Genomic DNA, 19,094 nt, shown 5'->3' with positions numbered 1-19,094 from the left:
TGAATTCAAGTTATCTTTAAAGCTCAAGAAGTACTGTTAATTAAGAAAAAAAACTTTAAAAACTAAGTATATATTTCTACCTATAGCTTAGAATATGTATAAATTATTATTTCTTGTGCATTTACTTGAAGAAAAGGGCTTTCGTCTGGTATTTTAAGAAACGATTTTCAAAGAATTTTACTTTAGTGTAATCAACTATACAGCGGAAATAAATCCAAAAATATTTATGAGTAAACCACTTAATGTTACTGAGAAACTAATTAAAAGCCATCTCGTTGATGGTGAAATGGTTCCAGGCCAGGAAATTGGTCTTAAAATTGATCAAACCCTCACGCAAGATGCCACCGGTACGATGGTGATGCTTGAGCTTGAAGCCATGGAATTGGATGAGGCACAGACCGAATTGTCGTGTCAATATGTCGATCATAACTTGATACAAACGGACTTTAAAAATCCTGATGACCACGTATTTCTGAAGTCCGCTGCTGAACGATTTGGTATGTGGTTTAGTCGTCCCGGGAACGGGGTAAGCCACCCGATTGAAACCGAACGGTTTGGAATTCCGGGTAAAACGCTGGCTGGATCTGACAGTCATACCCCGGCAGCCGGATGTATGGGCATGCTCGCAATTGGTTCGGGTGGGTTGGATGTCGCTTTTGCAATCGCCGGTGAACCTCTCTATATCAAAATGCCTAAAGTGTTGGGTGTTGAAATTAAAGGGAATTTACCTGATTGGGTAAGTGCCAAAGATGTTGTACTCGAAATGTTACGTCGCTACGACGTTGATGGTGCTACCGGTTATGTTATTGAATACTTTGGCGAAGGATTGAAAAATCTTTCTACGATGGATCGGCATGTAATTGCTAATATGGGTACCGAAATGGGCGCTACCAGTACGGTATTTCCTGCCGACGGCGAAGTGCATCGTTTTATGGAGACCCAAGAGCGTGGGAACGAATTTGTTGAGCTTAAGGCCGATGAAGGGGCCGAATATCATAAGTATGAAGAGCTTGTACTCGATGATGTTGAGCCACTAATCGCCCTGCCCAGTAGCCCCGGTAATGTTGTACCGGTTCGTGAAGTTGAAGGACAGGACATTTATCAATCTTATGTTGGATCTTCTGCCAATCCGGGATATCGTGATTTCTGGATCTGTTCTGAGATCGTAAAGGATAAAACGGTTGATGATAATGTATCCTGGGATATCAATCCTACATCGCGACAGATCATTGAGAATATGGTTAAGAATAATGTGATGTTTAACCTGGTACAGTCCGGTGCACGTATTCACCAGGCCGGCTGTAACGGTTGCATCGGGATGGGGCAGGCGCCGGCATCAGGGCAGAACAGCCTGCGTACTGTGCCGCGTAACTTCCCGGATCGCTCAGGAACGCCTGAAGATTCAGTGTTCTTAGTAAGTCCTGAAACAGCGGCAGCTTCGGCACTGACGGGTAAGATCACCGATCCCCGTGATCTTGAGGATCTTTATAATATGAGATATCCCAAGTTCGAACATCCTCAAGAAATTCATATTAATACGGAAATGTTGACGCCTCCAAAGCCGAAAGAAGAGCGCGGCGAAATCAAGAAGGGGCCGAATATTTCAACCATGCCCGACTTTGATGAGCTCAAAGATTTTGATGTTCCCGTTCTGCTGAAAATGGGCGATGATATTTCAACGGATGAAATTCTGCGGGCCGGAGCTGAAGTGCTTCCTTTCCGTAGCAACATCCCTGAAATTAGCAAGTTTACGCTCGATGTTGTGGATGAAAACTTCCACGATCGTGCTATGGAAGCTAAAGAAGAGCACGGCGGACATGTTGTGATTGCCGGTGAAAACTATGCTCAGGGCTCCAGTCGCGAGCACGCAGCTATTGCACCTCGATACCTTGGTATGAAGGCTGTAATTGCTAAAAGCTATGCTCGTATTGGATGGCAAAACCTGATCAACTTCGGAATTCCGCCCTTAGAGTTTGCCAACGATGCGGATTACGAAGACATCGATCAGGGAGATATCCTGGAAGTGAATGACATTCGAGAAGCTATTAAAAATGGTAACGAAGTTGTCATCCACAATAAGACTAAAGGAAAGAAATATACCGTTAAGCATACGTTTAGTGAGCGGCAGAAAGAAGCCGTTCTGCACGGTGGCGTTATCAATCGCTTTAAAGCGAAGAAAAAAGCAGGCTAAGTAGCTGCTTTAACGCACGATAACTTTGAGCCCCGATTTTTATCGGGGCTTTTTTATTTTTAAAGAGTTCATATTTCATCTTCCCAAGGTATAAATCAGAAAGAGAGAGGAAGCTTTTCGTCAGCAATTTTGGTGGTTGGGATCTATCATTGTGATACTGCTTCTTTCATCCGACCATCCGTTACTTCAACCTGTTGTTACACTTGTGTAACTATCACAAATAGGATATGATATCGTTATTTCTAATAAGCTGAATCCAAGTATTTGTTTTAGGTCAATGTAGAGATTCAGAGGAATAAAAGAATTGTACTTTATATCAAAAAGGTTCCGATTTTGGGCTTTTTTATATTGGATAGAGTACCAATTAAATAATCATTATGGAAATCATTTTAAGGATGTCATTCCGAGGTATCTTTTCTTGTAGTAAATTCAATGAAATTAATTATTTAAGGAACCTTTTAGTACTCGGTGATATATAAGGTATTAGTTGTCAAGAAATGGAATCTATCACTGAGGAAATTATGAGTACTTTAAAAAATTTAGAAGACCTTTTTGAACATCAGCTAAAAGATATTTATAGCGCCGAAAATCAAATTATTGCTGCATTTCCTAAAATGATTGAACATGCCTTCAGTGATAAGTTGAAGAAGGCATTTAGATATCACTTAGAGGAAACCGAAGTGCATGTTGAGCGTTTAAAAAATATCGGGAGCGAGTTTAACACTCATGTTACAGGTGAAACATGCAAGGGAATGAAAGGGTTAATTTCTGAAGCCGAAGCATTTATTAATGAGGATACAGAAAGGAATATTCGCGATGCGGGACTCATAGCCAACGCACAACGCATGGAGCACTACGAGATTGCAGCCTACGGAACGGTAGTTGAATACGCTAAAGTACTCGGATATAGAGAAGCGGCTCGTCTGCTGGAACAATCTTTACAAGAGGAGCGAAACGCCGACGAAAAGCTTACTGATCTTGCTGTTGAGATGATGAATATGAAAGCAAAAGTTTAAACAATTACAACACCACAAAAAACCTAATAAAAGAGGATAAAACCATGATGAATAACATGTTATCAGCCACGGCAATAACGGGAACAAAAGTAAAGAATAATCGGAACGAAGATATTGGTAAAATTCAAGACCTGATGATTAATCTTGAAGAGGGCAATATTGAATATGCCGTACTTTCTTTCGGAGGATTTTTAGGTATGGGAGATAAGTATTTTGCTGTACCTATGCAGGCGCTCCATTTTATAAGAAAAGATGACGATCACATTATTAAAATGGATGTGACAAAAGAAAAGCTGGAAAATGCTCCAGGTTTTGATAAAGACAATTGGCCAATGGAAGCAAGGTCTGAATTTATAGACAATGTGTATAAGCACTATGGCTATGAGCGTCCGCAAAAGCTTGTTAGAAAATAAGATTCCGTTAATCAGAACATATAAAATTGTGAAATCTATTATGGGAAATTCAAAGTTCGATAAGATACTTATTGGTACACTTTCTGGAATGGTCGGGGGTGTAGTACTGGGTTTACTTTTTGCTCCGAATAAAGGAACTAAAACCCGGGAAAAGATATCCCAAAAAGGCGATGAATACTTGAAAACGATCAGCAATGATATTACCGAAATCCAGAACTATTTGAAGAAGAGGACCGAATCCACAAAAGAAAACCTTAACGAACTTAGCGAAGAAGCAAAAAACAAAAGTGAGGACGTTCTGAAAAAAGCAAAAAAACTTACTTCTTTTGAGGAGTGGACCAAAGAAGAGTTATACGAGCGAGCTAAGAAGGAGCAGATTGACGGTTACTCTCAAATGAATAAGGAGGAGCTTATTGCTGCATTACGCGAGAAAAGTATTCCGATAACGTGACGCAGAGTAATGAGCTGCCAAAAATAACAGGTTGACTTGGAAAAAATCCGGTCGCATATTTAGCGGTTTTCACATTCAGAGAGGCCCAAATTTCAATTCGGGACTCTCTTTTGTTTTAAATTCTGCATGGGAAACAATGATTGGGACTGCACTTAAATATCCCAATGGAAACTTTGGTAGGCTCGTGAAGACAGTTATAATTATAAGAAGGCTTCGTTTATTCGAAGCCTTCTGTATTTGATAGCGAAAATGTCTAATCCTGATTATGATATCATTTTAGTTCTTCTCTAAAACTTTCACATCGATGGAAGTAGGATATTTAGAGCTGTGGTAAATACGCTGAATGGCATCTTGGAAATCATTTTCATCAGCTTCAAAAATATTGGGTACGTATTTCTGGGGATTTAAGTCCACGAGCGGGAACCAGGTACTCTGGATCTGTATCTGGATTTTATGACCTTTTTTAAAAGTGTGATACACATCCTGCAGGGGGAGTTCAATATTGGTAACCTTGTTGGGTTTAAAAGGCTCAGGATTTTCATAACTATCACGGAAACGTCCACGCATAACTTCACTGCGCACCATCTGATGATAGTTATCAAACTCTACATTTTTAGGTGTATGTTCATTTTCTTCGATGCTGGGAGGATATACATCTACTAATTTAACAACCCAATCCGAAGCAGTACCAGAGGTTGAAACAAAGAGATCGGCAAGGATATCACCGGCAAGGGTCACATCTTCTTCCAATACTTCAGTTTCAAAAGTAACTACATCGGGACGTCGGGAGGCAAACCGCTGATCGTCGGTCATATAATCTTGGGGAATAAAAACGAGTTCGCTTTCTTCTTTATAGGGCACCGGATTATCAATATCGCTTTTATACTCGGTATATTTTTGGTTGGTATTATTTGGTTTTTTACTGTTTAAATCGCCATCACTGTGAATATACCATGATTCCTGTTGCACTCTTTTGGGCGGCCAATGGTCAAATGTACTCCATGACTTTTTGCCGGTATCAAACATATAGGCTTCGGGGAGCTCTTTGGTATCAGTGCCTTTCAAATGTTTCATAAAGAATGGGTATTCAATCTCTTTTTGATAGAACGCAGAGATGCCCTCTCCAAAATAAATTTCCCCCACTGATTGATGAGAATTACCGCTGGCCCATTGGCCGTGGCTCCAGGGTCCCATAACAATAGTGTTTTCTGTATCCGGATTTTTCTCTTCGATTGATCGATAAGTATTAAGCGGCCCATACAGATCTTCGGCATCAAACCAGCCACCAACCGTCATTACCGGGTGATCAATATCCTTAAGGTGCGGAAGAATATTTCTGCTTTGCCAGAACTCATCATAGTTGGGATGGGTTTTTAGCTCCTGCCAGAAGAAGTTTTCCTCAGAGTAATATTTATCTGCCTTAGAAAGAGGTGTTATACTCTCATAAAAATAGTAGCCATCCTGTGTACCGGTATCGGTAAAATTGTACCAAGCGGTATCGGTGGGGCCTTCGTGCTGTATCCCAAATAGAGGGGTTACGTACCAGTAACTCATGAGGTAGGCTCCGTGATGGTGAAAGTCATCAAAAAAGAAATCTGAGATGGGGGCCTGTGGTGAAGATGCGGCCATAGCGGGATGTGCATCAGGTAATCCGGCCGTAGTATAAAATCCGGGATAGGAGATACCCCATTGTCCTACTTTCCCATTATTATTGGGGATGTTATTGATGAGCCATTCTACGGTGTCGTAGGTATCAGAACTTTCGTCAATTTTATCAGGATCTTCACGGTTTGGTGTCATTGTCGTATAATCTCCTTCCGACATCCAACGTCCGCGAACGTCTTGACATACAAAGATAAACCCCTCTTTCTGCAGGTGTGGATTATGCATGATGCGTTCCGGAACTTTTCCTTCTTCATAGGGACGGCAGCTATAGGGCGTTCGTTTCATCAGAATGGGATAGTCCTGCGTAGTGTCTTTAGGGGCATACACGACAGCATGTAATTTGATGCCATCACGCATTTCAATATCAAACTGTGATTTTTCGTAATCTTTGCTGGAAAAGTTGTTCTCCTGGGCAAAGGAGGGAACTGTTAAGTACAGCGTTAATAGAACAACGCCCAATAGGATAAAAATTCTTTTACTGGCTAACATTTTGATACTGTTTATTAAAGATTAATTACTCTTAAAATAGAATTTTGTAGAACTTATGAAACCGTGTTGTGAATTTTTTTGCAAATAATTTTTTTGTCAGTCGTTTGTATCAAAAATTTGTAAAAAAAGCAGTAAGTGTGTATCTTAATACACATTAAGAATCTAACCAATTATACATCTTTTGTTTTCAAAATCTTTTTGGGATGAGATAGGTATTACCCTTTCAGGTTTATGTGCTATACACTGCTTATTCTTTCCGGTTGCAATAGCACTATTGCCCCTTTGGCCGGTAGCTGAATCAGTTCACTTTTGGACCCATCCGCTTTTATTTTTGCTTATCGTTCCGACTGTAATTTTTGCATTACGAACCAACAATTTGGCTCGGCGTATCCCGGTTTTGTTGTATTCGGGATTGGTCATAGTAGCACTGGCCTGGATTTTTCATGAATGGTTAGGATTATGGGGAGAGTCTCTGGTAACGATGGCGGGGAGTGCATTGCTGGTAACCGGACACTGGTTTAATTATAGATTCCATCAAAATAAACACAAAGTAGGTTGCGAAGTATGAAACGGTTAAACTTTACACTCGATGACGATACGGTAAAATTACTGGAGGAATTAGCCGGTAAATTTTACAGTGGTAACAAGTCACAAACAGTCCGTGCGGCACTGGAAAGTCTTGCCGTTCATGCCGGTCACGAGGGTTGGGTTATAGCAGGCTATACCCCTAAAGAACTCGATGGTGAGGAAAGCTGCCACAGTTGTGGGGAGTCTCATGAAAAAGGTGATGTGCTGTATCGCCCAGTTTTTGAGAAGGGGAGCAGCCCCAAAGCACTGCCGCAGATGCCATCAGAAAACTGGTTGGATTGCCCGGATTGTGCTGAAAAACAGGTGTATAATTAATTTTAAGAACCCTTTGCAAAACCCATTGGATGGCTGAGTTTGCCATCTGATGGGGATATTAGACAGGTAAATTCAGCGGTCGGATGGGATTGTAAACCCTTCTTTTAAGGAGAGTGCTACCAGCTGAGCTTATCTTTCACTTCTCTTAGAGTCAGAGAATGTTTTTCGGTTCCCTTTGTGCTAAGCAGGTATCCTACAGGTTTTAGGCTTTCAATATTTTCGCAGACAATTTTAAGGATGGCTAAATAGGGAATCACCATAAACATACCGGGTAGTCCCCAGATCATACCGCCGGCAATTAGAGCAAGTATGGTTACCAGTGGATTAATTTGGACGTATGATCCGGTGATATTGGGTGTTAGAATATTATTCTCGATGAACTGAACAACAAAAAATTGGGCAAATACGCCTAAGGCCAGTGTCGGAGATTGCGTAGCCAAGACAAACAGAAAAGCAATACCGTAGCCAATAACGGTACCCAAGTAGGGGATGAGGTTGAAAATAGCAGCAATTAAACCCACCAGCAGTGCATATTCAATCCCGATAAGGTAAAATCCAAGGCTATTAATAACGATTAAAATTAAGAATACGATAAAGAGTCCTTTTAGATATCGGGGTACCACTTCAGCTGCTTGGTCAATAATACTTTGTGCTATGTTTTTCTCGCTTTCGGGTACCAACATTTTAATAAAGGTGCGAAATTTATCCCGATAGAATAGTAGTAGAAACGTATAAACGGGAATCAAACCAACGGTGAGAATGGTATTGGCAGTCCCGGTAAAAAATTGTGCAATATATTGCCCCGATCCTTTTATGCTTTCTACAATGGAATCGAGCTGTTCGGCGGTCACGCCAAATGTACGTCCCAATGCCCATCGGAATTGAGTAATATTATTATCTATCTGGTCTTTAATAGCAGGCAGATTATCTGTAAAAGTGGCAACTAATAAGATGATTCCATAAGCCGCCCCCGTTACAATAGCAATAGAGCCGATAATTAGTATGAAGTTTGTAGCAATTCGGGGAATGTTTTTTTGTTCGAGTTTTTCAGCAGAGGGGTATAATAAATAGGAAAATAGGATTGCAAGGGCCAGTGGTACCAGCAGCTGTTTGGTAATAATTAAGGTACCAATGACTGCAAAAAAAAGTAGCAACCGAATCAGGTATCGTAAGGCCAGAGGATATGCTTCCATAGCGTGTTAGATATTACATTATGAGCCCGATTTTGCTATCTGTTGTTGTAACAAATCCTGTAATTCTGAGGACGATCGGGACGTTAACTGTTGGGCAATATGTAGGGCGGTGCCCCATGACAGCGTAACACCTGCTCCTCCATGCCCATAATTATGATAGACCGTTTTGCCCGAAATTGTTTCTTGATCCAGTCGTAAACCTTGGTCGGTACTCCGGATATATCGAACGCCTACCGTTGGAGTAAGTTGTTGAGAGTATTCAAGCGATAATCCATAAGTGTTATCGAGGATCTCATTATTTAGGTCGATGATCTGCTTCGGAAATTTGATGTCGTCAATTTCATAGTAATCCCCATCGCTACTTGTATTCCACTGCTGTTGACCCAATTTACCAGCCTGCCGGCTGCCTCCGAGTATCCATCCATCTTTTCGGGGATAGCAATACACATCGCAGGCATTTCCATCAACGTCGGAATACACATCAGGTTGAGGCATGTAATTGTATGAAATGATTTCACCGGTATTGTTTGTAATTAATGGAGCCTCGGATTTATGCAACAGGTGACCACGCATAATCAGCTGATCTTCACTGGGATCATCAAACAGTAGAGGTCCGCCGGTACCACTGCAGTTGATAATAACTTCAGAGGGTAATTTAGAAATATCTTCTTGCTCCAGTTTTTGTTTTGTGATGGTTCCTCCGCTTTGTCGATATAGTGCAGTAAGAGCAGGAAAATAGAGCGACCAATCCGCAAAGATGCAGTCAAAAACCCAACCATAGAGCGGTTGATTATCAGATCTTTGGGGCACTTCAGTTTCGGTCAAATCGACAATAGGAGAAAAGTTTAGCATCCAATCGCAGTAACCGGGGCGGTCGGCCTCGAACTCAAAAACCTCAAAATGTTTATGGGTTGTCAGTCCTGGAAAGGTCCGCTTGCGTAGCTCATAAAAAAAGGCTTGCGACTGTTTAAATAGCTCTTCAAGCCGGTTGGAATAAACAGAGTGGGGGATAACCGAAGCCGAAGGAAACAGGCTCGCAAATTCGGGATATTTGTTTTTGTGGGATATATCAGAAACTGTTTTATCGGTAACAATTTCTGTGTTATATCCCAGAAGTTGTAGTGTAAGTGCAGTTGTGATTCCGGAAACACCGGCTCCGATGACAATAATTTTATCAGCCATTCCTAATTCTCAACTCCTAATTCTCAATTCCTAATTCTCAAAATTCTGCCAGGGCAGCGTATCCAAATCCATATTGCCACCGCTGATGATAATTCCGACTTTTCTGTTCTCAATATTAACTTTGTCGTTAAAAGCCGCAGCAGCCGGAACAGCACTTGATGGTTCAATAATAATTTTCATCCGTTCCCAAATAAACCGCATCGAGTCAATAATTTCATGCTCGGAAACGGTTACAATATCATCCACGTGTTCTTGTATACAGCTAAATGTCAGCTCGCTGAGTGATGTACGTAGTCCGTCGGCCACGGTGTCAGTGCTTTGAATCGGGTGACGTTCTCCCGTTTTGAATGAGAGATAGGCGTCATTCGCTACTTCAGGCTCAACGCCGATGACTTTGGTATCGGGTGAAAACCCCGAAGCAGCAATGGCCGTACCGCTGATCAATCCTCCCCCTCCAACAGGGCCCAGTATGATATCCAGATCCGGCTGGTCTTCCAGTAGCTCGATAGCGGCGCTTCCCTGACCCATAATAATGTTCGGATCGTTATAGGGATGTATAAATGCAGCACCAGTATCATCAATTACCGTTTCCAATGTCGATTCCCGGGCCTCTTGGGTGGATTTGCTAAACGTGATATCAGCTCCGTAATCTCGAACGGCATGTACTTTTACCTTTGGGGCATTTTCGGGCATCACAATATGAGCCGGGATACCACGCTGTTTGGCGGCAAGTGCAACAGCCTGGGCATGGTTGCCGGAGGAGTGTGTGGCAACGCCGTTTTGTGCTTTTTCTTCAGGTAGTTCTCCCACCGCATGGGTTGCACCGCGAAATTTAAAAGCGCCTACTTTTTGAAAGTTTTCGCATTTGAAAAAAAGCTCTCCACCTGCTCGTTTATTTACCTTTTGACTCTTTAACACTGCTGTGCGATGAACCTTGTCACGTATTTTAAGATATGCTTTCTGAATTTGTTTAAATGTGGGTATTTCTGACATACTTTCTGATTTAATTCAAAAACAGAGTTAAAGACCAATACTTTCTTTAAGACCTGAGAGTAAGCTTTTCCACCAATAATTGAAAACGGATTTATGCTCGATCCGTTCAAAATCAACTTTTGCTATCCGTAGATCTTCTCCCTTATTATTTGATTTAATTTTGAAAGTATTCGCCAGAAGTGATTTCGCTTTATCACCAAAATTCTCTTCAGAGCCTTCCTTATCAAGAAGTGAGATCTTAAGATCTTGGTATTGTAAGTTAAGGGTGCCACCGGCCTGCTTTTCCGAGAGATTCATATCGAACTCAAGATCGAGAATACGTCCCTCATCAATCCGTACAAATGCAAGAGGTTCCAAGGCGTTATTTAGCGGCTGCATATCCATTGGCTGCAGAGTTCCCTTAATTTCCTGACGGTTTTCCCCGTTAGCTATAGGAAAAGTAAATTTCACATCAAGTTGGGCATGCTCCATAACATCAGTTTTAGCATGCAAAGTAGGTATCTTACCGTCATCCCAGCGGGTTTCGATATTGGTAAGGTTGGTTAAAGTTGCGGATAGATTGGAAAATTCAATATATCCCTCTTTTTCTGTTTTGGGTTGCCGCTCGGAATAACGAATATTACTGTCAACAATACGGATGCTATCAAGAGCAATTGGAAAAGGGATACCCCGAATAATTTCCTGGGGTAGAGGTTTGTTACTCTTTGCCGGTTCAGGGGGACGTTTATCGTGATAAATGTCTAAATCCGCATTTGTGATATTGATAAGTCCTGCGGCAATGCCTTCAGCGCTGTTTGCCCGATTTATATCAATTTTCTCCCATTTTATTTGTTGGATACCAAGATCAATACGATCAATTTCATGGCCGACTTTTTCAGAGAAGGCTACTTTTTCAAGTTTCGGTATTACGGAAAGTTCATTTACTACCATCACCGAATTAGAAGATGAAAATTCTAATTGGGAGGCCGAAATTTCATACAGCTCGTTAGGTGATTGCAACCGTAGATCTTGAAAGGCTACTTCGATATTCTCAGCGGGAATTATGCGATGGTCCTTTAGTGATGTTGAGTCGATTGTAATATTTGATAAGGTGATATCACTATTAGGAATTGAGAGCAGGGGATTAAAAGGTAGATTGGCGCGGCTGTACTGTAGAGAAAGTCCGGTGATACTAAACTTAGGAATGGAAAGCTGATTCAACACTTTTAGGACACTTTCAGAAGCTTTTCGGGAAGGGCTACTCCATTCTTGATCTTGGGCAGAGGTATCTGTTCCAGAGGTCGTTACATGTACTTCGGGATTTATGAGATCAACTTCTTGAAGCCTGAGTTCATTCCAAAACAGAAGCTTGAACAATCCAATACCAGATATATCGAAGTGTTCTAATACTACTCGGACATTGGTTTCTGATTCCTTTTTTGTTGTAAGGGTAATATCTGACAGTGAAATTTTTCGACTCAGAAGTTGAAGATCAAGGTCACCAATTTCGAGATCGTATGAACCATCGGTTGCTTTATGAAAACGTTCAACGGTGGTCTTTTTTAACTGCTTATCGAGATAAAAGCTTAAATAAACTTGGATACCGCCAATGAGTATTAAAACAGTGACAAGTACGCCAATCAAAACTTTTTGATAGCGTTGCATAGGATTTGGCAAAAATTAAGTTATTTAACCCCAAACAAAGTATGTGCAAATAGAACTCAAATTACTCAAGCCAGGGATCAATAAAAATTATTAAAAATAAACTTCTGTTAATCTTCTGCAGATGGGGTTAACGGCTGCTCAGCAAACATATACTCCTGAACAGGATTGCCCTGAATGAGATGCTTTTGAATAATCTGTTCCAATACGTCGGGTTTGCAGGAGTGATACCAAGTTCCCTCCGGATAAACAACTGCAACGGGGCCTTTTTTGCAGATGCGCAGGCAGTTTGCTTTAGTGCGATAGATGCCGCCGGCGCCATCCAGTCCGAGTTCGCGTAGCCTTTTCTTAAGAAAGTCCCATGCTTTAAGACCTATCTCTTTTTTGCAACATTTAGGGTTGGTTTGGTCGGCACAGATAAAAATATGTCGCTTTATTTTATCAACATGGAGTTCTTCTGCTTTCTTTTTAACCCTTTTACTCATAAATATCTAATAAGTATGATGATAGGACAGTGGTTAATTCAAATACAAGCGTACGCCAACAGCTCCTCCGAAGAAAAAACTGGCGTCAGGTGAAAAATCTAAAGTGGGCACAAGTTCAATAAAGCTCTTCACATTAGAGTCTGCAATAGAATATTCTGTACCGACCGGCCAGCGAAGTCCTGTATTTAAGTCATTATTGATGTCGCTCCATAAAAGTCGCATCCCCATCCCGTAGTAGAGTTCTAACGCTTCGGAGTTAATCGTATCAGTATGTTTTAGGACATCAGTATGGAGATATACTTCCGAAAAGTTCTCAGCTATCGCGAACGAAAAAGCTGCATCTACGGCAATATCATCATTGAGCCAGTATTTAGCGCTGAGTCCTGAAGGGTTGTTTATTACTGCACCTACACCAAGGTCTGAATTTTGAGCATGAACAGTTTCAACCGATACCAATAATAATCCACAAAATAAAAACGCAAGTAACGATTTTTTCATAATAGTAAAGACCTTTAGCAATTTAATTGGATTATGAATAGTAAGGATTTTGTTACCTCAAATATAAATTTGAATCTTATTTTTTAACAACGCTACATCATAAAAGTAATTAATAATCCAGTCCAGGCTGTGTTATTTCGTAATTTTTTTCTTCCTTCGACTTTTTAACCATCTCTTCTACATCTTCAAGCAGCTTTTTGGCATCATAAATAATACCGTCTTTGATGGTATATTCAATGCCTCCAATTCGTTCTGGCTGATTATTTTCGTTGACATGTACGGCCCCGGTGCCGTAAAGCGTTTTCAAGTTTTCAAGGGGATTAGCATCCACCAGTACCATATCGGCTTGTTTTCCCACTTCGATGGTTCCAAGCTGATCATCCATATTGAGTACTTCAGCTGCTTTTAGGGAAGCCGACTGAAATATTTCCAGTGGATGAAAGCCGGCCTCTCGCAGCATTTCCATTTCTTGGATATATCCAAAACCGTACAATTTATAGATATAACCAGCATCAGAGCCCAGCGTAACGCGGCCACCACGATTTTTGAACTCGTTGACAAACTCAAACCAAAGGTCAAAGTTCTCTTTCCATGCAATTTCCTGTTCTGTTCCCCAGTTTATCCAATAGGATCCGTGAGATATTCTATTGGGTTTATAAAACTCCCAGAGTGAGGGCAGCGTATATTTTTCGTGCCACTCGGCGCGACGTTGAGCACTTAAATCGCGACTGGCTTCATAAATCGTAAAGGTTGGATTCAATGTAATATCCAGCTCCAGCATCTCATTCATCACGCTGTTCCATTTGTCGCTATATGGTTCGGCGGCCTGCTTCCAAAGTTTGCCAGCTTCTTCAAACCGGTGCTGCTCATTATTGTAATTGTAATCGGCGGGATAGTCTTGGATCTGTTGATCGGTAAACAGCGCTTCGGGGATGCCGTACCAGTGGGTGATGCTTGTGAGTCCCAGTCGAGCAGATTCAAGCGCATTATTGTATACAACGCGCGTTTGGGCGTGGTGAGTCATGGTGCCGAGCCCCAGTTTGTTCGCTTCTTCAATTGCAGCTTTATACACAGGACGAGCAGCCCCAAAAAACTTAATACCCTCTGCTCCTTTATCGGCAATCATTTGTACCCAGTCACGGGCCTCCTCCGGGGATGTTATTTCACCCTCATGTCCCATCCCAAAACCGATATAGGGAAAAATACGTGGGGCCGTTATTTTGTTTTCGGCACTCCGATCGCGTTGGCGCAGTGTCCAGTCTATCCCGTTAAAAGAGCCCGGTTCCCGAACGGTGGTAATGCCGTGTGCCATCCAGAGTTTGTATACATATTCGGCAGGCGTTCCCTGAGCTTCTCCGCCGGTGTGTGCGTGCATATCAATAAAACCTGGCAGCAGGTACATGCCTTCTGCGTCAATGATTTTGGTATCCTCGTCGGCTTGTGGACGTTGATCTTCATTAATAGGTACGCCGGGGTATCCTACCGATTGTATGGATGTAATTCGATTACCTTCGATGACCACGTCAACCGGACCGCGCGGTGGTGAGCCGGTACCGTCAACAAGGGTTACTCCACGGATGATCATGCGATCATAGGGCCCTTCACCCACAGTTCGATCAGGAGCTTCCTGTATCTGGGCGTTGGTGATACCAACACCAATCATAAATATTAAGAGAAGTGATGCTATCGGAGCTGCGTATTTGGTCATGAGTCTTGTATCAATAATTAATATTTAATGGAATGTAATAATCAGATGCAGGGGATGACAGTAAAAGATTTTAAATGATGATAAATAAAATATGCCTATGGGTACATTTTTTGACAGTAAAAGAGATTGGGGGATCCCTTTTGGTTTGATGCGTCCCGACTATTCGGGGTTTAAGCATCTTTTTAAAAGGTATGTATTTAGATCCTGAAACGAGTTCAGGGTGACATATTAGTTCAGCATTAAATGTAGACGCTTGATATTGTAACTTGTCCTGAACTGGAAATATAGGTCGTCAAAATTAAAGAAGAAGTGCCCCCTCAAGCTTTAGGAGAAATTCCTTTCGCTGAATGCCACCGCTGTAGCCCGTCAGTTTGTTATCAGCACCGATAACACGATGGCAGGGAATGATTATTGGGAGGGGATTCATTCCATTGGCACCGGCCACAGCCCGCGCTTTTTGGGGATCCCCGAGCCGATTGGCTAACTCGCTGTAGGTTATCGTTTGTCCGTAGGGAATCTGTTGAAGTTGTTTCCAGACTTTTTGCTGAAAATCAGTTCCTTTTAAAACTAATGGGAGGTCAAATGCTTTTCTTTGTTCGTCAAAGTATGCATTCAATTGGTCAACCGTTTTTGTAAGCACAGGATGTTGGTGCTTATTCGAAGATTCCGTCGCGGGATTATCGGTATAGTTGATGGCAGTAAGTCCGTTCTCCTCAGCTGTTATTTGAAGAGTACCTAAAGGGGATGGTGCGTATGTAGTATAATCTTTTGACAATGATGTGAGATTCTGCTTCAGATTAGGATTTAGTTTGGCGGCAGTGATAAATTGCCGGAGCGTAGAAAGTCGAAGGTGGTTTGGCCGAGTAGCTCGTGCCGGGCATTGAGATCAAAATTACCTTTTATGTGGTAATCAAAGGTTTCGCCGCCGGTCAACAGCCGGTAGGCTGATATCCCCATCTGGGAAATATTCAGCGAGATTGGGATGTTGAGCATGGTGACACCTTTTTCCTCGATAGTTGTGCCCCTAAGTGCCGTGCCGTCGGCCCATTGATCTCCATTAATTATCAAATCGTAATTAAGAGCATTAACGTCAATCCCAAAACTGTTGGGATTATCAAAACTCAGTTGCAGGTTGATATCGGCACTGCTGAAATTAACTCCCGTAACTTCAAAATCTTCAAGACTTATTTCAGGTGTTTTCAACAGTGGAATTTGCCCTTTCTTGCTTACGGGTACGTTGGTTTTTCCGAGGGCAGGCAGATCAAAGGTTAGGTTACTCAAAAAGCTGTAGGTTGCTTCATCTGAATCTCTCAGATTTTGTACGCTTTGATATACATCAGCAAAATTAAGCCGCATTGGAACCTGGAACGTACTGGCTCCCGAAGCCTCGATAGCAAGCTCTTTCTTCTGATTCCCGTTTACAAGGGTATTTTCATTGATATCAAGATTATAGTCGTAGGCCAGCATTTTTACCGATAGCGCATTCGGATTATCAACTTTTATATCATAGGTGAGTTCCATCTCTTCAAAATTGAAATCACTGACGCGGACATTCTCTACCGAAAGTTTTGGTTTTTGAATAGAATTGGATAAATCTTCAAGGGCCGCACATCCATCCAGTAAAAAGAGTGCACACGTTAATAGAATCACAGATATATACTTTGGAAAGGTCATTCTTGGCGGCCGAGTTAAGGTTATTGATGAATTGTTGTGATAACTGATATCGCAGACAGAATTATTTGTTCCTTAAGCCTGAGTGTACAGGTAATATGGTAAGATAATTTTTTTGTAACAAAAGGGGTTTGCCATACTCTTGAAAACAGAACGCACTATTATTGTCTCTTTAGATCATCTAGTTAGCCAACTAGATACTCTATTCACTCCTAAATGCTGAAACCTAAAGCACAGAGCCCCGGGACGGATACTCTCGGGGTTCTTTTTTATTGAGGATTATTTTACTGCTCAGGGGCGAATCATCAGAAAGCCTACCGCGATAAAACAGAGTGCTGCAGTGCTTGATATCCAAAATGTGCCATTAAGACCAAAAGCTCCATACACTAATCCCAAAAGAAAGGGTCCGACCGCCTGACCACTTCTGATAATGGTCCAGTTGACCGATAAGAATGCTGCCCGATATTCTTTGGGCGCCTGATGGGTAAGCAGGTTTAATATACTGGGGATATTAATACCCTGCGCAAATCCAAATACGATAATAGGCAGAGTAAAAAGCCAGATATTTTCGATAAAGGGGATGCTTAAAAATACACCGAAATAGAGAAAAGCTGCTGTAATAATAAGCGTGGATTCAGCAAATCGCCTGGTTAAATTGCCCAGCTGTGAAGAGGCGAAGGCTGTAATAAGTGATGAGCCGGATAACATAATCCCAATAACCAGTGATGATTTGCTGAACTGTTCGTCGAGTAATATCGGGAAGTATGTCAGGTAACCTCCGTACAGGATAATGAACGTAAGAAAGTTTGCGGCAAAGAGTCCGATGACTGTTTTTGATTTGAGTGCGTTGAGGATATCACCGAGGTACGACTTAATGTTTTGGTGATTATCGGGTTCGGGATTATCCAGTTTGGCTAATACGAATAAACCTACTGGAATAGCTATCAGCGTTAGAAAGAAGGGATAAAACCATCCCAACAGTGCCAGTCCACCACCGATGGCCGGATATGCTGCGGTACCCACGCTGAGTATGCTGCCGTTATATCCCATTGCCGTTGCCCGACGGTTGCCTTCATAAAGATCTCCAATCAGGGTGACATTCAACGCTCCGAGCGAAGCGCCGCCAATTCCCTGAATGAATCGGAGGATAAGGAGCCAGGTAAAATCTGTGGCAAAAGCGCAGGCCGTTCCGGCGATTCCGAAAATAAACAATGAGGGCACCAGAATGACTTTACGTCCGATGCGGTCGGCAAATACCCCTAAAAAGGGCGTTAAAAACATGCCGGGAATGGTAAATGCGGTGATAAGCAGTCCGATACGTTCGTTCGAGACTTCCAGGACGTTCGCCATTTTTGGCAGGGCGGGGGCAATACTGGAAACGCCCATTACCGCTGAAAGCGTGATGCCAAAGATTACATAGAGGTTAAGGTCTTTTAGAAGAGGTTGCTTCTTTTTGGTAGAGATTGTTTTGCTATGTTGATTAACGTTTTAGTGCATGGATTGTAAATAAAATGAGTGAAAATAACGTTCCGATAAAATTGAATTTAGATGTACCTTGCTTGTTACCTCTCTGGGAAATTTCATTACCATCCAAAAACAAATAGCTCATACTATTATGAAAGTTTTTTACGGTTCAATTTTAAGTTTCCTACTAACTTTAAGCAGTGTTACTTACGGACAACAGGCTAATGAAGAAGATGTTGGCAGTATTGATGGAATAATTACGGCTCTGTACGATGTGATTTCCGGTCCGGCTGGCCAGCGTGACTGGGATCGGTTTTCTTCGCTATATAAAGAGGGAGCAAATATGGGGACGATAAGTAAGGCTGAGGATGGCTCTTTGCGATATGTATCATTGACACCTGATCAGTATATCGACCGCAATGATGAATACTTTAAGGAGAATGGATTCTGGGAAGAGGAGATTGGACGCGAGGTATTTCAATTTGGAGAGATGGCTACGGTTCAGACAGCTTATAAAATTAGGTCGGCTGAAGATGGAGAAGTAACACGACGCGGAGTAAATAGTGTTCAATTGGTGTATGATCAGAATCGCTGGTGGATTATTAATATAATCTGGAATAACGAGCGAGAGGATAATTCTATTCCAGAATGGTTATTAAGGGACACTCTGTAGTATAGTATATTGTGTTTTATCGAAAAGATTGTAGATAGAATAGTTGGCACACTGTTTTAATATTAAACTTTATTAATGTTATATTGATTGAGAAGAGATTAGTCTTTAGGTAGGGAGCATTTAGGAAAAGTCAGCAAAATTATTGGCAAATATTATGGGCTTTACGGCTATTAGTAGATTTGAAGGGCGTAATAATATGGAAGATGAAGTGCGAGAGGCCTTTCGGAAACGTCCTGAGCTGGTGGAGGATGCCGATAGCTTTGTGACACTTAATGTTATTTCACCAAAGGATAATCCCGCAGAGTTTTGGCTGATTACCCATTGGGAGGATGAGGAATCGTTTCACTATTGGCACGACAATCATCGCAGCGAATCGCATCAGAATATCCCCAAAGGGTTAAAGATGGTAAAACGTAGTTTTACGCTCAATTATTTTGATCATATAACTTCTTAGAGAG

General features: G+C 41.7%; 19 protein-coding genes. 8 read left to right on the top strand and 11 right to left on the bottom strand.

The annotated features are described in order from the left end of the window. The first annotated feature begins 226 nt into the window (after window positions 1-226). The 4 genes from CK503_RS15080 (at window position 227) to CK503_RS15065 (ending at window position 4,071) form a co-directional block, all read left to right on the top strand. Complete coding sequence (locus tag CK503_RS15080) at window positions 227-2,191, top strand: aconitate hydratase (protein WP_095607666.1); 1,965 nt, start codon at window positions 227-229, stop codon at window positions 2,189-2,191. A gap of 521 nt (window positions 2,192-2,712) precedes the next feature. Further along, window positions 2,713-3,207: a ferritin-like domain-containing protein gene (locus CK503_RS15075; RefSeq protein ID WP_095607681.1), complete on the top strand. Its 495-nt coding sequence runs from the start codon at window positions 2,713-2,715 to the stop codon at window positions 3,205-3,207. Between the two features lie 44 nt (window positions 3,208-3,251). Beyond that, on the top strand, window positions 3,252-3,620 hold the full coding sequence (locus CK503_RS15070; RefSeq protein ID WP_095607665.1) for a PRC-barrel domain-containing protein: 369 nt from the start codon (window positions 3,252-3,254) through the stop codon (window positions 3,618-3,620). Window positions 3,621-3,660: 40 nt separating this feature from the next. Next, complete coding sequence (locus CK503_RS15065) at window positions 3,661-4,071, top strand: YtxH domain-containing protein (RefSeq protein WP_176466330.1); 411 nt, start codon at window positions 3,661-3,663, stop codon at window positions 4,069-4,071. Window positions 4,072-4,347: 276 nt separating this feature from the next. Here CK503_RS15065 and CK503_RS15060 read toward each other — a convergent pair whose 3' ends face one another. Continuing rightward, a complete protein-coding gene (locus tag CK503_RS15060) occupies window positions 4,348-6,225 on the bottom strand; it encodes a CocE/NonD family hydrolase (RefSeq protein ID WP_095607663.1) in 1,878 nt (625 codons plus the stop codon). A gap of 181 nt (window positions 6,226-6,406) precedes the next feature. Here CK503_RS15060 and CK503_RS15055 point away from each other — a divergent pair, with 181 nt between their 5' ends. Next, window positions 6,407-6,793 carry a MerC domain-containing protein gene (locus tag CK503_RS15055; protein WP_176466329.1) on the top strand — a complete coding sequence of 129 codons (387 nt, stop codon included), beginning with the start codon at window positions 6,407-6,409 and terminating at the stop codon, window positions 6,791-6,793. Further along, on the top strand, window positions 6,790-7,128 hold the full coding sequence (locus tag CK503_RS15050) for a ribbon-helix-helix domain-containing protein (protein ID WP_095607661.1): 339 nt from the start codon (window positions 6,790-6,792) through the stop codon (window positions 7,126-7,128). Before CK503_RS15055 ends, CK503_RS15050 begins: the two co-directional genes overlap by 4 nt. A 116-nt stretch (window positions 7,129-7,244) precedes the next feature. Here the strand turns inward: CK503_RS15050 and CK503_RS15045 are convergent, their stop codons facing one another. The 10 genes from CK503_RS15045 to CK503_RS15000 form a co-directional block, all read right to left on the bottom strand. Further along, the gene (locus tag CK503_RS15045; RefSeq protein WP_095607660.1) at window positions 7,245-8,321 is read right to left on the bottom strand and encodes an AI-2E family transporter; all 1,077 of its coding nucleotides are present in this window, start codon (window positions 8,319-8,321) and stop codon (window positions 7,245-7,247) included. Between the two features lie 18 nt (window positions 8,322-8,339). Further along, complete coding sequence (locus tag CK503_RS15040) at window positions 8,340-9,503, bottom strand: FAD-dependent oxidoreductase (RefSeq protein ID WP_095607659.1); 1,164 nt, start codon at window positions 9,501-9,503, stop codon at window positions 8,340-8,342. A gap of 30 nt (window positions 9,504-9,533) precedes the next feature. Then, a complete protein-coding gene (locus tag CK503_RS15035) occupies window positions 9,534-10,496 on the bottom strand; it encodes a pyridoxal-phosphate dependent enzyme (RefSeq protein WP_095607658.1) in 963 nt (320 codons plus the stop codon). Window positions 10,497-10,523: 27 nt separating this feature from the next. Further along, window positions 10,524-12,140, bottom strand: a complete 1,617-nt coding sequence (locus CK503_RS15030; protein WP_095607657.1) for an AsmA family protein — start codon at window positions 12,138-12,140, stop codon at window positions 10,524-10,526. A 107-nt stretch (window positions 12,141-12,247) separates the two neighbouring features. Continuing rightward, entirely contained in the window at window positions 12,248-12,622 is a 375-nt protein-coding gene (locus tag CK503_RS15025; protein ID WP_095607656.1) for a (2Fe-2S) ferredoxin domain-containing protein, read from the bottom strand. 33 nt (window positions 12,623-12,655) lie between these two features. Further along, window positions 12,656-13,120: a hypothetical protein gene (locus tag CK503_RS15020; protein ID WP_095607655.1), complete on the bottom strand. Its 465-nt coding sequence runs from the start codon at window positions 13,118-13,120 to the stop codon at window positions 12,656-12,658. A gap of 109 nt (window positions 13,121-13,229) precedes the next feature. After that, window positions 13,230-14,828, bottom strand: a complete 1,599-nt coding sequence (locus CK503_RS15015; RefSeq protein ID WP_095607654.1) for an amidohydrolase family protein — start codon at window positions 14,826-14,828, stop codon at window positions 13,230-13,232. A gap of 298 nt (window positions 14,829-15,126) precedes the next feature. Next, entirely contained in the window at window positions 15,127-15,603 is a 477-nt protein-coding gene (locus tag CK503_RS15010; RefSeq protein ID WP_095607653.1) for a methylated-DNA--[protein]-cysteine S-methyltransferase, read from the bottom strand. Window positions 15,604-15,632: 29 nt separating this feature from the next. Beyond that, on the bottom strand, window positions 15,633-16,478 hold the full coding sequence (locus tag CK503_RS15005; protein WP_176466328.1) for an LEA/WHy family protein: 846 nt from the start codon (window positions 16,476-16,478) through the stop codon (window positions 15,633-15,635). Between the two features lie 312 nt (window positions 16,479-16,790). Then, complete coding sequence (locus CK503_RS15000) at window positions 16,791-17,903, bottom strand: MFS transporter (protein ID WP_255233444.1); 1,113 nt, start codon at window positions 17,901-17,903, stop codon at window positions 16,791-16,793. A 211-nt stretch (window positions 17,904-18,114) separates the two neighbouring features. On the opposite strand from CK503_RS15000, the gene CK503_RS14995 reads away from it, so the two are divergent. Further along, window positions 18,115-18,636 carry a hypothetical protein gene (locus CK503_RS14995; protein ID WP_095607650.1) on the top strand — a complete coding sequence of 174 codons (522 nt, stop codon included), beginning with the start codon at window positions 18,115-18,117 and terminating at the stop codon, window positions 18,634-18,636. Window positions 18,637-18,778: 142 nt separating this feature from the next. After that, window positions 18,779-19,090, top strand: coding sequence for an antibiotic biosynthesis monooxygenase family protein (locus tag CK503_RS14990; RefSeq protein WP_141239952.1), 312 nt, complete (start codon window positions 18,779-18,781; stop codon window positions 19,088-19,090). Window positions 19,091-19,094 lie beyond the last annotated feature (4 nt).

This window comes from Fodinibius salipaludis (assembly GCF_002287075.1).
GTDB classification, from domain to species: Bacteria; Bacteroidota; Rhodothermia; order Balneolales; family Balneolaceae; genus Fodinibius; species Fodinibius salipaludis.
Note: the sequence above shows the minus strand (reverse complement) of the source record. Positions and strands in the feature narration are given on the sequence as shown.

Coding starts and splice junctions, on each gene's coding strand:
- CK503_RS15020 (WP_095607655.1), bottom strand. CDS start 13,120: ATGAAAAAATCGTTACTTGCGTTTTTATTTTGTGGATTATTATTGGTA.
- CK503_RS15080 (WP_095607666.1), top strand. CDS start 227: ATGAGTAAACCACTTAATGTTACTGAGAAACTAATTAAAAGCCATCTC.
- CK503_RS15035 (WP_095607658.1), bottom strand. CDS start 10,496: ATGTCAGAAATACCCACATTTAAACAAATTCAGAAAGCATATCTTAAA.
- CK503_RS15060 (WP_095607663.1), bottom strand. CDS start 6,225: ATGTTAGCCAGTAAAAGAATTTTTATCCTATTGGGCGTTGTTCTATTA.
- CK503_RS15045 (WP_095607660.1), bottom strand. CDS start 8,321: ATGGAAGCATATCCTCTGGCCTTACGATACCTGATTCGGTTGCTACTT.
- CK503_RS15065 (WP_176466330.1), top strand. CDS start 3,661: ATGGGAAATTCAAAGTTCGATAAGATACTTATTGGTACACTTTCTGGA.
- CK503_RS15070 (WP_095607665.1), top strand. CDS start 3,252: ATGATGAATAACATGTTATCAGCCACGGCAATAACGGGAACAAAAGTA.
- CK503_RS15030 (WP_095607657.1), bottom strand. CDS start 12,140: ATGCAACGCTATCAAAAAGTTTTGATTGGCGTACTTGTCACTGTTTTA.
- CK503_RS15075 (WP_095607681.1), top strand. CDS start 2,713: ATGAGTACTTTAAAAAATTTAGAAGACCTTTTTGAACATCAGCTAAAA.
- CK503_RS15025 (WP_095607656.1), bottom strand. CDS start 12,622: ATGAGTAAAAGGGTTAAAAAGAAAGCAGAAGAACTCCATGTTGATAAA.
- CK503_RS15050 (WP_095607661.1), top strand. CDS start 6,790: ATGAAACGGTTAAACTTTACACTCGATGACGATACGGTAAAATTACTG.
- CK503_RS14995 (WP_095607650.1), top strand. CDS start 18,115: ATGAAAGTTTTTTACGGTTCAATTTTAAGTTTCCTACTAACTTTAAGC.
- CK503_RS15015 (WP_095607654.1), bottom strand. CDS start 14,828: ATGACCAAATACGCAGCTCCGATAGCATCACTTCTCTTAATATTTATG.
- CK503_RS15040 (WP_095607659.1), bottom strand. CDS start 9,503: ATGGCTGATAAAATTATTGTCATCGGAGCCGGTGTTTCCGGAATCACA.